Here is a 15455-nt window from a genome sequence, read left to right on the forward strand (position 1 = left end):
GACATTTAATGTCAATATCGCGCCTCCCCCTATTTCGTCGCCCTGTGCGGCTTTCGCCGCAGGTCTCGCCCGTTTTCAAAATAAACCAGGCTTTGAGCATCTGCGGTCTGTTGCAAAAAGGTAGTTAATGATGAGCGCAAGGCACTTTCTCTCCCTGATGGATTGCACGCCCGAAGAGCTGGTCAGTGTGATCCGTCGAGGCATTGAGCTTAAAGACCTGCGTAATCGCGGTGTACTGTTCGAGCCTTTGAAAAACCGCGTACTCGGGATGATCTTCGAGAAGTCGTCGACCCGCACCCGTTTGTCCTTCGAAGCCGGCATGATCCAGCTCGGCGGCCAGGCTATTTTTCTGTCGCCTCGGGACACCCAGTTGGGCCGTGGCGAGCCGATCAGCGATTGCGCCATTGTCATGTCGCGCATGCTCGATGCAGTGATGATCCGCACCTTCGCCCATAGCACCCTCACCGAGTTCGCTGCCAACTCCCGGGTACCGGTGATCAACGGCCTGTCCGATGACCTGCACCCGTGCCAGTTGCTGGCCGACATGCAAACTTTCCTCGAACATCGCGGTTCGATCCAGGGCAAGACCGTGGCCTGGATCGGCGATGGCAACAACATGTGCAACAGCTATATAGAAGCGGCGATCCAGTTCGACTTCCACCTGCGCATCGCTTGCCCTGAAGGCTTTGAGCCCGCTGCCGAATTCCTCGCCAAGGCCGACGGCCGTGTGCAGATCGTTCGCGATCCGCAGGACGCCGTAGTCGGCGCGCACCTGGTCAGCACCGATGTCTGGACCTCCATGGGCCAGGAAGACGAAACCGCCAAGCGCCTGACTTTGTTCGCGCCGTTCCAGGTTACCCGCGCCCTGCTCGACCTCGCGGCGCCGGACGTGTTGTTCATGCACTGCCTGCCCGCCCACCGTGGCGAAGAAATCAGCCTCGACCTACTGGATGACCCACGCTCGGTGGCCTGGGACCAGGCGGAAAACCGTCTGCACGCCCAAAAGGCCTTGCTGGAACTCCTGGTCCCGCCTGCGTACCACCACGCATGAGCCAGCCATTACTGCTTAATCTGCGCAACCTGGCCTGCGGTTATCAGGGCCAACGGGTGGTGCAAAACCTCAATCTGCACCTCAACGCCGGCGACATTGGTTGCCTGCTGGGCTCCTCAGGGTGCGGCAAGACCACCACTCTGCGGGCGATTGCCGGCTTTGAGCCGGTGCACGAAGGGGAAATCAGCCTGGCCGGTGAAGTCATCTCCAGCGCCGGCTTTACCCTGGCGCCGGAGAAACGTCGCATCGGCATGGTTTTCCAGGACTACGCATTGTTTCCTCACCTCAGCGTGGCCGACAACATCGCCTTTGGCATTCGCAAGCACCCGCAAAAAACGCGAGTAGTTGAAGAACTGCTGGAGCTGGTCAACCTCAAGAGCCTGGGCAAGCGCTTCCCCCACGAGCTGTCCGGCGGCCAGCAACAGCGCGTAGCTCTGGCCCGGGCACTGGCCCCCGAACCGCAACTGCTGTTACTGGATGAACCGTTCTCCAACCTCGACGGCGAACTGCGGCGCAAGCTCAGCCATGAAGTGCGCGATATCCTCAAGGCTCGAGGCACCAGTGCGATTCTGGTGACCCATGATCAGGAAGAAGCCTTCGCGGTCAGCGACCATGTCGGTGTGTTCAAGGAAGGCCGCCTGGAACAATGGGATACGCCCTACAACCTCTACCATGAGCCGCTGACGCCCTTTGTCGCCAGCTTCATTGGCCAGGGTTACTTCATTCGTGGCCAGTTGAACACGCCGGAATCGGTGACCACCGAGCTGGGTGAACTGCAGGGCAACCGCGCCTATACCTGGCCGATTGGCGGCGCGGTGGATGTGCTGCTGCGCCCGGATGACATCGTCTATGCACCAGACAGCACATTAAAAGCGCTAATCGTCGGCAAGACCTTCCTCGGTGCGTCGACCTTGTATCGCCTGCAACTGCCAACCGGCGCACAGCTGGAGTCGATTTTCCCCAGCCATGCTGACCATCAAGTCGGTACCGAGGTTGGCATTCGCGTGGCAGCTGAACATCTGGTGCTGTTCCAGGCGTCGGGCAGCACGGCGGCGCACATTCCTCAGGTTGACTCAGGTGTGCGGCGCTACAGCACCGTGTAGAAGCTCGCTCTTACAGAAAGCATCAAGCCCGGCCAATTTCCGCGAACTTGGCCTGGGTATGCTCGGCCAACGCTGCCGCTGCCAACTCCACCTCAAGCCCCCTCCTCCCCGCACTGACAAAAATCGTCGCGAACGGCTGCGCCGTCACATCGATAAAAGTGCGCAAGCGCTTCTTCTGCCCCAGTGGGCTGATCCCGCCCAGCAAATAACCAGTGGATCGTTGCGCCGCTGCAGGATCAGCCATCTCGACTTTTTTCACCCCCGCAGCCTGAGCCAGCGCTTTTAAATCCAGACTTCCGACGACTGGCACCACCGCCACCAACAACTCACCTTTTTCGCTGCTGGCAAGCAGGGTCTTGAACACCTGTGCCGGATCAAGTCCCAATTTCTCTGCGGCCTCCAGGCCATAAGAGGCCGCCTTGGGGTCATGTTCGTAACTGTGAATGCGATGTTCGGCACGAACTTTTTTCAACAGGTCCAATGCAGGCGTCATGAGAGCTCCAGGCTTGGGGCAAACGTGGAAAAACTGATGGTCAATTCTAGGCCATGCCACCGCAAAAGGCTCTAGTCCGAAGCGCTCTGCGGCTCACCCGCGCAAATCCTGACAGCACTTTGGGCGAGCCTGACCACGTATTCGCCACGATCATTCACGAGACCAATAGTTAGAAAATGACTGACAGTTCACTTTCGACCTTTGACAGCCGTGTTTCTTGTCTATATTTTTTCGTTTCCGAATGCTGTAGGAATAGCGCCTCAGTATCCAAGCAGTAAGCCGCGAACAGGATGGAGATCCTCGCCACGGTGAAAATCGCGCTTCTTTTGCAAAGAGCCTCCGTGAGGCAAAGCGCCAGACAACAACAAAAACAGAGGTTTTCAATGACAACTGCTCTTCAACAGCCTTCACTCTCAAGCCAATGCATGGCCGAATTCCTGGGGACTGCGCTGCTGATCTTCTTTGGTACCGGTTGTGTTGCCGCGCTCAAGGTCGCGGGTGCCAGTTTTGGCTTGTGGGAAATCAGCATCATCTGGGGGATCGGCGTCAGCATGGCGATCTACCTAAGCGCCGGCATTTCCGGGGCTCACCTCAATCCAGCCGTCAGCATCGCCCTGTGTATTTTTGCCGATTTTGAAAAGCGCAAACTGCCGTTCTACATCATCGCCCAAGTCGCTGGCGCCTTCTGTTCCGCCGCGTTGGTTTACACGCTCTACAGCAATCTATTTTTCGATTACGAACAAACCCACCATATGATCCGTGGCTCCCAGGCCAGCCTGGAGTTGGCGTCGGTGTTCTCCACTTACGCTCATCCACTGCTGACTACCGCTCAGGCCTTCCTGGTTGAAATGGTCATCACCGCAATCCTGATGGGCGTGATCATGGCCCTGACTGATGACAACAACGGCTTGCCGCGCGGCGCTCTGGCCCCGCTGCTGATCGGTTTGCTAATCGCCGTGATTGGCAGCGCCATGGGCCCGCTGACCGGGTTTGCGATGAACCCGGCTCGTGACTTCGGCCCCAAGCTGATGACCTTTTTCGCCGGCTGGGGTGAAATGGCCTTCACCGGCGGGCGCGACATTCCCTATTTCCTGATTCCGATCTTTGCACCGATTGTCGGTGCCTGCCTCGGCGCTGCGGCTTATCGCGGGTTGATTGCCCGGCACCTGCCCAACGCCGCACCTGCTACAACTGATGCAACTGATACCGCCGCCGCCAGCGGTAAAACCCGAACGTCCTGAAAACGCTAGCCTGAGTCTTACTGCCCTTTGCATCCCAGGCTACTTACTCACTTCTTTTTTCCGTCCAAGGCAATCGACATGACCGACATTCAGAATAAGAACTACATCATTGCCCTCGATCAGGGCACGACCAGTTCCCGGGCGATCATTTTTGATCGTGACGCCAACGTGGTCTGCACTGCCCAGCGTGTATTCACCCAGCATTACCCCCAACCTGGCTGGGTCGAACATGACCCGATGGAAATCTTCGCCACCCAGAGCGCGGTAATGGTCGAAGCCTTGGCACAAGCCGGCCTGCACCATGACCAGGTTGCCGCCATCGGCATCACCAACCAACGTGAAACCACCGTGGTCTGGGACAAGGTCACCGGCCGCCCGATCTACAACGCCATTGTCTGGCAGTGCCGCCGCAGCACCGAAATTTGCCAACAGCTCAAGCGCGACGGCCATGAGCAATACATCAGCGACATCACCGGCCTGGTCACAGACCCGTACTTCTCCGGCACAAAACTCAAGTGGATCCTCGACAACGTCGAAGGCAGCCGCGAACGCGCGCGCAACGGCGAGCTGCTGTTCGGGACCGTCGACAGCTGGCTGATCTGGAAATTTACCGGCGGCAAGACCCACGTCACCGACTACACCAACGCCTCGCGCACCATGCTCTTCAACATCCACACCCTTGAGTGGGATGCGAAGATGCTGGATATCCTCGATATCCCCCGCGAAATGCTGCCTGAAGTGAAATCCTCTTCAGAGATTTATGGTCACACCAAAAGCGGCATCGCTATCGGCGGTATCGCCGGCGACCAGCAAGCAGCACTGTTCGGCCAGATGTGCGTAGAACCAGGCCAGGCGAAAAACACCTACGGCACCGGCTGCTTCCTGCTGATGAACACCGGCGACAAAGCGGTCAAGTCCAAGCACGGCATGCTCACCACTATCGCTTGCGGCCCCCGTGGTGACGTGGCCTACGCCCTGGAAGGCGCCGTGTTCAATGGCGGTTCCACAGTGCAATGGTTGCGGGACGAGCTGAAAATCATCAACGACGCCCATGACACCGAATACTTCGCCAGCAAAGTCAAAGACAGCAACGGCGTGTACCTGGTCCCGGCCTTCACCGGCCTGGGCGCACCGTACTGGGACCCCTATGCCCGTGGTGCGCTGTTCGGCCTGACCCGTGGCGTACGAGTGGATCACATCATTCGTGCAGCACTAGAGTCGATTGCCTACCAGACCCGCGACGTACTCGACGCCATGCAGCAGGATTCCGGCGAACGCCTCACATCCCTGCGGGTGGACGGCGGCGCGGTAGCGAACAACTTCTTGATGCAGTTCCAGGCCGATATTCTCGGCACTCAGGTGGAACGTCCGCAAATGCGCGAAACCACCGCACTGGGCGCCGCCTACCTGGCTGGCCTGGCTTGTGGCTTCTGGGGCAGCCTGGACGAGTTGCGCGGCAAGGCGGTAATTGAGCGCGAATTCGAGCCGCAGCTTGAAGACGCAGTGAAGGAAAAACTCTACGCCGGCTGGAAAAAAGCCGTCAGCCGCACCCGCGACTGGGAACCCCACGAAGGCGCCGAATAAGCCAAGCGCTGGACCCATATAGGGTTGTAACTGGCAGGGAGCAGATTCCTGCGTCATCATGGGCCACTTTTGTACGGCAGCCCAAAGGACGCCCCATGAATCTGCCTCCCCGCCAGCAGCAAATCCTCGAACTGGTCCGCGAACGCGGCTATGTGAGTATCGAGGAAATGGCGCAGCTGTTCGTTGTCACCCCGCAAACCATCCGCCGTGATATCAATCAACTGGCGGAAGCTAACCTGTTGCGCCGCTACCATGGCGGCGCGGCCTATGATTCCAGCGTTGAAAACACCGCGTACGCTATGCGTGCCGATCAGATGCGCGACGAGAAACAGCGCATAGGCGAAGCCATTGCCGCGCAAATCCCCGATCACGCCTCGCTGTTTATCAATATCGGCACCACCACCGAATCCATCGCCAAGGCGCTGCTCAATCACAGCCACCTGAAAATCATCACCAATAACCTCAACGTCGCCATGATGCTCAGCGCCAAGGACGACTTCGACGTGCTGCTGACCGGCGGCAACGTGCGTCGTGACGGCGGCGTGGTGGGCCAGGCCAGCGTCGATTTCATCAACCAGTTCAAGGTCGACTTTGCCTTGGTGGGCATCAGCGGCATCGATGAAGACGGCAGCCTGCTCGACTTCGACTACCAGGAAGTGCGGGTTTCCCAAGCGATCATCGCCAATGCACGCAAGGTAATCCTCGCGGCGGACTCCAGCAAATTCGGGCGCAATGCCATGATTCGCCTGGGACCGATCAGTTTGATTGATTGTTTGGTCACCGATCAGCAGCCGGTACCGGCGTTGCTGCAACTGCTCAATCAGAACAAGATTCGCCTGGAAGTGGTTTAAGCAACACCCCATACCTCTCTGTGGCGAGGGGGCTTGCCCGCTCGCCAACGCAGCAACTCACACACCCATCGCAGTGTTCACAAATTTTCCTTTCCCCACCCTTCGATCAGTATTTTCAATCGAAGTTGGCTGGCTGTGCCCGCGTTTATGAGCTACCATTTTCGAAAATGAACATTAATGTTCGAATTCAAATATGAAAAAAAGATCGTGAGGCCAGCCGATGACCCCTTCTACCTTGCCTGCTCCACCGCTTGCCGAAGTCTATGACGTTGCCGTTATTGGCGGCGGGATCAATGGCGTCGGCATTGCAGCAGACGCAGCCGGTCGCGGTTTGTCAGTATTCCTTTGCGAAAAGGACGACCTGGCCAGCCACACCTCCTCCGCCAGCAGCAAGCTGATCCACGGTGGCCTGCGCTACCTTGAACATTACGAGTTCCGTCTGGTGCGTGAAGCCCTGGCTGAACGGGAAGTGCTGCTGGCCAAGGCCCCGCACATCGTCAAGCAAATGCGCTTTGTCTTGCCGCACCGCCCGCACCTGCGTCCGGCTTGGATGATTCGAGCCGGTCTGTTCCTCTATGACCACCTCGGCAAACGGGAAAAACTCGAAGGTTCCAAAAGCCTCAAGTTCGGCCCGGACAGCCCGCTGAAAAGCGAAATCACCAAAGGCTTCGAATACTCCGACTGCTGGGTCGACGACGCACGCCTCGTGGTGCTCAACGCCATGGCCGCGCGGGAAAAAGGTGCCCACGTCCACACCCAAACCCGTTGTGTCAGCGCCCGTCGCTGCAAGGGCCTGTGGCACCTGCACCTGGAACGCGCCGATGGCAGCCTGTTTTCGATCCGCGCCAAGGCGCTGGTGAACGCTGCCGGCCCATGGGTCGCCAAGTTCATCAAGGATGACCTGAAGCTCGATTCGCCCTACGGTATCCGCCTGATCCAGGGCAGCCACCTGATCGTGCCGAAGCTGTATGAAGGCGCCCATGCGCACATCCTGCAGAACGAAGACCAGCGCATCGTCTTCACCATTCCGTACCTGAGCCACTTCACCATCATCGGTACTACCGACCGCGAGTACACCGGCGATCCCGCGAAAGTGGCGATTACCGAGGGTGAAACCGACTACATGCTCAAAGTGGTCAACGCCCACTTCAAGAAACAACTGAGCCGCGACGACATCGTCCACACCTATTCCGGCGTGCGTCCGCTGTGCAACGACGAATCCGACAACCCGTCGGCCGTGACCCGCGACTACACCTTGGCTCTGTCCGGCGGTACCGATGAGGCGCCACTGCTGTCGGTGTTCGGCGGCAAGCTGACCACCTACCGCAAACTGGCAGAGTCGGCGCTGGCGCAGCTGGCCCCGTACTTCAAGAATATCAAACCAAGCTGGACCGCCAAGGCGACCCTGCCCGGCGGCGAAGACATGACTACGCCAGAAGCCTTGGCCGAGGCTATCGGCAGCAAGTTCGACTGGATTCCCAGCGAGATCGCCCGACGCTGGTCCACCACCTATGGCAGCCGTACCTGGCGCCTGCTGGAAGGCGTGCAATCGCTGGCCGACCTGGGCGACCACCTCGGTGGCGGCCTGTACACCCGGGAAGTCGACTACCTGTGTGCCGAAGAATGGGCCCTGCACCCGCAGGACATCCTCTGGCGCCGCAGCAAGCTGGGCCTGTTCACCACCGCGCAAGAACAGGAAAGCGTGCAGCGCTACCTGACCAAGGTGGAGCAGAACCGCAGCAAGATTGAAGCGGCCTGATTGATCGACCGTCACCAAGCCCCTGCACCGAAAGGTTCAGGGGCTTTTTCATACCTTTCCAGGGATTCGGTTTTCCGAACACCATAAGCCGAACCATTCGGTTTGCCGGATCGCGACACTATAAAAATCCGCTCATATAAAATCAATCTACTTATAAATCAAATAGTTAACCTTTTATATCGAGCCTGGCACGACTCATGCTCTACACTTCTGGTGCAATTGCCTGAGATGCCTCAGGAGCCGTCATAGGCATTCGCTGTAGCTGTGTATATAAAAATGGCCGTCTTAACCGGCTTCATAAAAAAAACAAATGTCGAGGAAGTATTGATGCGCATCGTTCCCCATCTTTTGGGCGCAGCTATCGCTGCAGCTCTGATTAGCACTCCAGTTTTCGCCGCCGAACTCACCGGCACACTGAAGAAAATCAAAGAGTCCGGCACCATCACTCTGGGCCACCGCGACGCTTCCATTCCGTTCTCCTACATTGCGGACGCATCCGGCAAGCCAGTGGGCTACTCCCACGACATCCAATTGGCAATCGTTGAGGCCATCAAGAAAGACCTCGACATCCCGGACCTCAAGGTCAAATACAACCTGGTCACCTCGCAAACCCGTATCCCGCTGGTGCAGAACGGCACCGTGGACGTCGAGTGCGGCTCCACCACCAACAACGTAGAGCGTCAGCAACAAGTCGACTTCTCCGTCGGCATCTTCGAAATCGGTACCCGTCTGCTGTCCAAAAAGGACTCGACCTACAAGGATTTCGCTGACCTCAAGGGCAAGAACGTGGTGACCACCGCCGGCACCACGTCCGAGCGCATCCTCAAGTCCATGAACGCCGACAAGCAAATGGGCATGAACGTCATCTCCGCCAAGGACCACGGTGAATCCTTCCAGATGCTGGAAAGTGGCCGTGCCGTTGCTTTCATGATGGACGACGCACTGCTGGCTGGCGAAATGGCCAAGGCCAAGAAGCCAACCGACTGGGAAGTGACCGGCACTGCGCAATCCTACGAAATCTACGGTTGCATGGTCCGCAAGGGCGACGCTCCGTTCAAGAAGGCTGTGGACGACGCGATCGTCGCGACCTACAAGTCGGGCGCGATCAACACTATCTACACCAAGTGGTTCAGCTCGCCGATCCCGCCAAAAGGCCTGAACCTGATGTTCCCTATGAGCGACGAGCTCAAGGCCCTGATCGCCAATCCGACCGACAAAGCGGCTGACGACAAGACGGCCGAAAAAAAGTCCTGATTCCGAACTAACCTTATCTCCTGAGGGGGCCAAACCTCCCTCAGGCGTCTGTTACTACCTGCTGGCTTTTTTTGGAACACTCGACCTGGTGGTTTTCGAGCCGATCGTGTGTGCCTGACGATCAACGTCGGGCGGGAATGGATTTTTCCCAAGCGGGTGCTTGTACATCGATCGAACTTGAGGGGAGACCCTAATGAATTACAACTGGGACTGGAGCGTGTTCTTCAAGTCCACCGGCGTGGGCAGCGAGACTTATCTCGACTGGTACATCTCCGGATTGGGCTGGACCATCGCCATCGCCATCGTCGCGTGGATCATCGCCTTGCTGCTGGGCTCCATACTCGGCGTCATGCGCACCGTGCCTAACCGCATCGTATCGGGCATCGCGACCTGCTACGTGGAACTGTTTCGTAACGTGCCGCTGCTGGTTCAGCTGTTCATCTGGTACTTCCTGGTGCCCGACCTGCTGCCGCAGAACCTGCAAGACTGGTACAAACAAGACCTCAACCCGACCACCTCGGCCTACCTGAGCGTTGTCGTGTGCCTGGGCCTGTTCACCGCCGCCCGTGTGTGCGAACAAGTGCGCACCGGCATCCAGGCGCTGCCACCAGGCCAGGAGTCTGCTGCCCGAGCCATGGGCTTCAAGCTGCCGCAAGTCTACTGGAACGTGCTGCTGCCCCAGGCTTACCGGATCATCATTCCACCGCTTACCTCGGAATTCCTCAACGTCTTCAAGAACTCCTCCGTGGCGTCCCTGATCGGCCTGATGGAACTGCTGGCGCAAACCAAACAAACCGCCGAGTTCTCGGCCAACCTGTTTGAAGCCTTCACCCTGGCCACGCTGATCTACTTCACCCTGAACATGAGCCTGATGCTGCTGATGCGCGTGATCGAGAAGAAAGTCGCAGTGCCCGGCTTGATTTCCGTGGGGGGTAAATAATGGACTTCGATTTCAGCGGCATCATCCCGGCTATTCCAGGTTTGTGGAACGGCATGGTCATGACCCTGCAACTGATGGTCATGGGCGTGGTCGGCGGGATTGTCCTCGGCACGATCCTGGCGCTGATGCGCCTGTCCTCCAGCAAGCTGATGTCTCGCGTGGCCGGCGCCTATGTGAACTACTTCCGCTCGATCCCGCTGCTGCTGGTGATCACCTGGTTCTACCTGGCGGTACCGTTCGTGCTGCGCTGGATCACCGGCGAAGACACGCCGATCGGTGCGTTCACTTCCTGCGTCGTGGCTTTCATGATGTTCGAAGCGGCGTACTTCTGCGAAATCGTGCGGGCCGGCGTGCAGTCAATCGCCAAGGGCCAGATGGCCGCCGCGCAAGCCATGGGCATGACCTACAGCCAGACCATGCGACTGATCATCCTGCCCCAAGCGTTTCGCAAGATGACGCCGCTGTTGCTGCAACAGAGCATCATCCTGTTCCAGGACACCTCGCTGGTGTACACCGTCGGCCTGGTGGACTTCCTCAATGCTTCGCGAGCCAATGGCGACATCATCGGTCGTTCCAATGAGTTCCTGATTTTCGCCGGTGTCGTCTACTTCATCATCAGCTTTGCCGCCTCGCTGCTGGTCAAGCGTCTGCAAAAAAGGTTTGCCGTATGATCTCTATCAAGAACGTCAACAAGTGGTATGGCGACTTCCAGGTGCTGACCGATTGCAGCACCGAGGTCAAGAAAGGCGAAGTGATCGTGGTGTGCGGGCCTTCCGGCTCGGGCAAGTCCACCCTGATCAAGTGCGTCAACGCCCTGGAACCGTTCCAGAAGGGTGACGTGATCGTCGATGGCACCTCCATCGCCGATCCGAAGACCAACCTGCCAAAGCTGCGTTCGCGCGTGGGCATGGTGTTCCAACACTTCGAACTGTTCCCGCACCTGACCATCACCGAAAACCTGACCATCGCGCAGATCAAGGTGCTGGGTCGCAGCAAGGAAGAAGCCACCCAGAAAGGCCTGCAACTGCTGGAGCGCGTCGGTCTGTCGGCCCATGCCCACAAGCACCCTGGCCAGCTCTCCGGCGGCCAGCAACAACGTGTGGCGATTGCCCGCGCCCTGGCCATGGACCCGATCGTCATGCTGTTCGACGAACCGACCTCGGCCCTGGACCCGGAAATGGTCAACGAAGTACTGGACGTGATGGTGCAACTGGCCCAGGAAGGCATGACCATGATGTGCGTGACCCACGAAATGGGCTTCGCCCGTAAGGTGGCCGACCGCGTGATCTTCATGGACCAGGGCAAGATCATCGAAGACTGCCAGAAAGAAGAGTTCTTCGGCGACATCAGCGCCCGCTCCGAACGTGCGCAGCACTTCCTTGAGAAAATCCTGCAGCACTAAAAAGCCAAGCCGCAACTCGCCCCTCCCTGTAGGAGCAAGCTTGCTCGCGAAAGACCTCAACGATAACGCGTGCATCCTGGATAAACGCGGTGTCCTTGAATTCTTCGCGAGCAAGCTCGCTCCTACAGAAGCCAGGCGAACGGTAGCTGACCCAAGGCATCTGTGATGAAATGCGACCCCACTCTCTATCGCGCCGCGCCGCCATCCCTTGCCGTGAAGCCTCGTCTGATTCGCCAATTGTTCCTGCCACCGCTGATCATCCTGCTGATGATCGGCCTGGGCTATATCGGCTTCTGGACCAGCGAATACTATGGGATCCGTGCCCTGAGCGAGAACGGCGAGCGCCAGTTGGAACTGCACGCACGAACCGTCGAGAGTGAGATCAGCAAATACACCTACCTGCCCAGCCTGCTGGAGCTGGAGTCCAGCGTCTCCAGGCTGCTGGCCGACCCGAATCCAGAACACCGGCAGAAGGTCAACGATTACCTCGAAGGCCTGAACCGGCGCAGCCGCAGTCGGGCCATTTATGTGATGGACACCACCGGCCGCGTGCTGGCCACCAGCAACTGGCGCGATGTCGACAGTTACCTGGGCGAAGACCTGTCCTTTCGCGCCTACTTCCAGAATGCCGTACGCGGCCAGCCCGGCCGTTTCTATGGCATCGGCAGCACCAATGGCGAACCCGGCTACTACCTGGCCCATGGGTTGGAAGAACACGGCAAGATCATCGGCGTAGCGGTGGTCAAGGTTCGCCTGGAAGCGTTGGAAGAACGCTGGCAGCGGGCGCGCCTGGAAGCCTTCGTCAGTGACGAGAACGGCATCATTATCCTGTCCAGCGACCCGGCCCGCCGCCTCAAGGCCCTACGCCCCCTGAGCGAAGACACCAAGGAACGCCTGGCCCGCAGCCTGCAATATTACTGGGCAACCCTCAACGAACTGCAACCCCTGGCCCGCGAGCAACTGAACGAAGGTACGGAAAAACTGACCTTCCCGGCCAACAGCGAGGTGGTGGCCGACGACAAGGAAGTCAGCTACCTGGCCCAGACCCGGCCCCTGAGCGACACGCCCTGGAACTTCACCCTGCTCACGCCCCTGAAAGATCTGCGCCAGGCAGCAGTCAATCAAGGCATTCTTGTGGCCGTGGCCTTTGCCTTGGTGGCCTTCCTGCTGATCGCCTGGAATGAGCGGCGCAAGGTTATCGCCACCCGCCTCGCCGCCCGGGAAGCCTTGCAGGAAGCCAACAACCAACTGGAACGACGGATTGCCGAGCGCACCACCGACCTGCGCGCCAGCAACGAGCGGCTCAAGGCGCAGATTCGCGAACGGCGCCAGGCCGAAGAAACCCTGCGCCGAGCCCAGGACGAGCTGGTCCAGGCCGGAAAACTGGCAGCCATCGGCCAGATGTCCACCAGCATCGCCCATGAATTGAACCAACCGCTGGCGGCCCTGCGAACCTTATCCGGCAATACCGTGCGCTTTCTGGAGCGCGGTGCCCTGGATACCGCCAGCGCCAACCTCAAGACCATCAACGAACTGATCGACCGCATGGGTCGCATCACCGCCAGCCTGCGCTCCTTTGCTCGGCGCGGTGACGACCAGGGTGAAGCCAGCCTGGGCAAGGCGGTGGATGCCGCCTTCCAGGTGCTGGGCAGTCGCCTGGACAGCCTGCCGATAACCCTGCACCGCGACTTCTCCAGCGTGCAATTGCTGATCGACCAGACCCGTCTGGAGCAGATTCTGGTTAACCTGATCGGCAACGCCCTGGACGCCATGCAGGCGCAACCGGCCCCGCAGCTGTGGCTGGAAGGCAAGACCGTTGACGGTAAATACCGCCTGCGGGTACGCGACAACGGTCACGGTATCGACCCCGAGGCCCGCAAGCATTTGTTCGAACCATTCTTTACCACCAAACCCGGCGAGCTGGGCCTGGGCCTGGGCCTGACCCTTTCGGCCAGCCTCGCAGCGGCCACCGGCGGCAACCTCGCCGTCGAGCACCCGACCGGTGGCGGTACTGCCTTTGTCCTGAGCTTGCCCCTGGCGAGCCCTCATCAAGCCGAGTCGAAATGAACACCGACCTAAACACCGACCTGACCGTCCTGATCGTCGAAGACGATCCCCATGTGTTGCTCGGCTGCCAGCAAGCCCTGGCCCTGGAGGACATTCCAAGCGTTGGCGTGGGCAGCGCCGAAGAGGCCCTGACCCGGGTCGGCGAAAATTTCGCTGGCATTGTCATCAGCGATATTCGCCTGCCCGGCATTGATGGGCTGGAGCTGTTGACCCGCCTCAAGGCCCTGGACAAAAGCCTGCCGGTGGTGCTGATTACCGGTCACGGCGATATCTCCATGGCTGTCGGCGCGATGCGCGATGGCGCTTATGACTTCATGGAGAAACCCTTCTCCCCCGAGCGCTTGGTGGACGTCGCCCGACGCGCCCTGGAGCAACGCGGGCTGGCACGGGAGGTCTGGTCGCTGCGTAGGCAACTGGCCGAGCGCGACTCGTTGGAAGGCCGGATCATCGGCCGTTCACCCGCCATGCAGAACCTGCGGGAGTTGATCGCCAACGTCGCCGACACCTCGGCCAACGTGCTGATCGAAGGTGAAACCGGAACCGGCAAGGAACTGGTCGCTCGCTGCCTGCATGATTTCAGCCGTCGCCATTCCCAACAATTCGTCGCGTTGAACTGCGGTGGCCTGCCGGAGAACCTGTTCGAAAGCGAAATTTTCGGCCACGAAGCCAACGCCTTTACCGGCGCCGGCAAGCGCCGTATCGGCAAGATCGAACATGCCCACAACGGCACGTTGTTCCTCGATGAAGTGGAAAGCATGCCGCTGAACCTGCAGATCAAACTGCTGCGGGTCTTGCAGGAGCGCACCCTGGAACGCCTGGGCTCGAACCAGAGCGTGGCGGTGGATTGCCGGGTGATCGCCGCCACCAAGTCCGACCTCGATGAGCTGAGCCGCGCCAACCAGTTTCGCAGCGACCTGTATTACCGCCTGAATGTGGTGACCCTGGAACTGCCGCCTTTGCGTGAGCGCCGGGAAGACATCCTGCAACTGTTCGAGCATTTCCTGCAGCAGTCGTCCCTGCGTTTCGACCGTACCGTGCCGGACCTGGACAACCAGACCCTGTCCAACCTGATGAGCCACGACTGGCCAGGCAACGTGCGCGAACTGCGCAACGTCGCCGAACGCTTCGCCCTGGGGCTGCCGGCCTTCAAGAAAAGCGGCGCCAGCAGCGACAACCACGGCCTGGCCTTTACCGAAGCGGTGGAAGCCTTTGAACGCAACCTGCTCAGCGACGCCTTGCAACGCAGCGGGGGCAACCTGACCCAGGCCAGCCAGGAACTGGGGATGGCCAAGACCACCCTCTTCGACAAGGTCAAGAAATACGGTCTGAGCCACTAGGAGCGCGTTGTGGATTTAGTATTTAAAGCCGCCTTGGGCGCTGGCGTGGTGCTGATTCTCGCAGCGCTGGCCAAGACCAAAAACTATTACATCGCAGGCCTGGTGCCGCTGTTTCCGACCTTTGCACTGATCGCCCATTACATCGTCGGCAAAGGCCGGTCGGTGGATGACTTGAAGACCACCATCGTGTTTGGGATGTGGTCGATCATTCCGTACTTTGTGTACCTGGCGACGTTGTATGTGATGGTGGACCGGATGCGGCTGGAGGCATCGCTGGCTGTCGCCGCGGTGGCGTGGTTGATGGCGGCGACGGTGTTGGTGACGGTGTGGGTCCGCATTCACGCCTGACTTTGCGGGGTCAGTTCAAAGCATG

At 59.3% G+C, this 15455-nt stretch carries 14 protein-coding genes; 13 read left to right on the plus strand and 1 reads right to left on the minus strand.

Features of this window, described 5'->3' with window-relative positions:
• Positions 1–130 precede the first annotated feature (130 nt).
• Positions 131–1051, plus strand: coding sequence for an ornithine carbamoyltransferase (gene argF, locus AAEZ06_RS00230; protein ID WP_350612382.1), 921 nt, complete (start codon positions 131–133; stop codon positions 1049–1051).
• On the plus strand, positions 1048–2154 hold the full coding sequence (locus AAEZ06_RS00235; RefSeq protein ID WP_149411049.1) for an ABC transporter ATP-binding protein: 1107 nt from the start codon (positions 1048–1050) through the stop codon (positions 2152–2154). The genes argF and AAEZ06_RS00235 overlap by 4 nt, the downstream gene beginning before the upstream one ends.
• A gap of 22 nt (positions 2155–2176) precedes the next feature.
• Here AAEZ06_RS00235 and ybaK read toward each other — a convergent pair whose 3' ends face one another.
• A complete protein-coding gene (gene ybaK, locus AAEZ06_RS00240; protein WP_133099698.1) occupies positions 2177–2647 on the minus strand; it encodes a Cys-tRNA(Pro) deacylase in 471 nt (156 codons plus the stop codon).
• A 383-nt stretch (positions 2648–3030) separates the two neighbouring features.
• Between ybaK and AAEZ06_RS00245 the strand changes: the two genes are divergently transcribed.
• The 11 genes from AAEZ06_RS00245 to AAEZ06_RS00295 all read left to right on the plus strand — a co-directional run bounded on the left by AAEZ06_RS00245 (position 3031) and on the right by AAEZ06_RS00295 (position 15430).
• Positions 3031–3888: an MIP/aquaporin family protein gene (locus AAEZ06_RS00245; protein ID WP_149411048.1), complete on the plus strand. Its 858-nt coding sequence runs from the start codon at positions 3031–3033 to the stop codon at positions 3886–3888.
• A gap of 78 nt (positions 3889–3966) precedes the next feature.
• Positions 3967–5472 carry a glycerol kinase GlpK gene (gene glpK / locus AAEZ06_RS00250; RefSeq protein WP_149411047.1) on the plus strand — a complete coding sequence of 502 codons (1506 nt, stop codon included), beginning with the start codon at positions 3967–3969 and terminating at the stop codon, positions 5470–5472.
• Between the two features lie 95 nt (positions 5473–5567).
• On the plus strand, positions 5568–6323 hold the full coding sequence (locus tag AAEZ06_RS00255; RefSeq protein WP_133099701.1) for a DeoR/GlpR family transcriptional regulator: 756 nt from the start codon (positions 5568–5570) through the stop codon (positions 6321–6323).
• Positions 6324–6543: 220 nt separating this feature from the next.
• Positions 6544–8082 carry a glycerol-3-phosphate dehydrogenase gene (gene glpD, locus AAEZ06_RS00260; RefSeq protein ID WP_149411046.1) on the plus strand — a complete coding sequence of 513 codons (1539 nt, stop codon included), beginning with the start codon at positions 6544–6546 and terminating at the stop codon, positions 8080–8082.
• Between the two features lie 327 nt (positions 8083–8409).
• Positions 8410–9336, plus strand: a complete 927-nt coding sequence (locus AAEZ06_RS00265) for a glutamate/aspartate ABC transporter substrate-binding protein (RefSeq protein WP_350612386.1) — start codon at positions 8410–8412, stop codon at positions 9334–9336.
• A 193-nt stretch (positions 9337–9529) separates the two neighbouring features.
• Positions 9530–10276 (plus strand): amino acid ABC transporter permease, encoded by a 747-nt coding sequence (locus AAEZ06_RS00270; RefSeq protein ID WP_149411044.1) that lies wholly within the window; start codon positions 9530–9532, stop codon positions 10274–10276.
• Positions 10276–10947, plus strand: coding sequence for an amino acid ABC transporter permease (locus AAEZ06_RS00275; protein WP_133099705.1), 672 nt, complete (start codon positions 10276–10278; stop codon positions 10945–10947). Before AAEZ06_RS00270 ends, AAEZ06_RS00275 begins: the two co-directional genes overlap by 1 nt.
• Positions 10944–11678: an amino acid ABC transporter ATP-binding protein gene (locus tag AAEZ06_RS00280; RefSeq protein WP_133099706.1), complete on the plus strand. Its 735-nt coding sequence runs from the start codon at positions 10944–10946 to the stop codon at positions 11676–11678. The genes AAEZ06_RS00275 and AAEZ06_RS00280 overlap by 4 nt, the downstream gene beginning before the upstream one ends.
• A 165-nt stretch (positions 11679–11843) precedes the next feature.
• Positions 11844–13745, plus strand: a complete 1902-nt coding sequence (gene aauS, locus AAEZ06_RS00285) for a two-component sensor histidine kinase AauS (RefSeq protein WP_350612389.1) — start codon at positions 11844–11846, stop codon at positions 13743–13745.
• Positions 13742–15082, plus strand: a complete 1341-nt coding sequence (gene aauR / locus AAEZ06_RS00290) for a two-component response regulator AauR (protein ID WP_350612391.1) — start codon at positions 13742–13744, stop codon at positions 15080–15082. The genes aauS and aauR overlap by 4 nt, the downstream gene beginning before the upstream one ends.
• 9 nt (positions 15083–15091) lie before the next feature.
• Positions 15092–15430, plus strand: coding sequence for a GlpM family protein (locus AAEZ06_RS00295; protein ID WP_149411041.1), 339 nt, complete (start codon positions 15092–15094; stop codon positions 15428–15430).
• Positions 15431–15455 lie beyond the last annotated feature (25 nt).

This window comes from Pseudomonas sp. HY7a-MNA-CIBAN-0227 (genome assembly GCF_040310325.1).
GTDB lineage: Bacteria > Pseudomonadota > Gammaproteobacteria > Pseudomonadales > Pseudomonadaceae > Aquipseudomonas.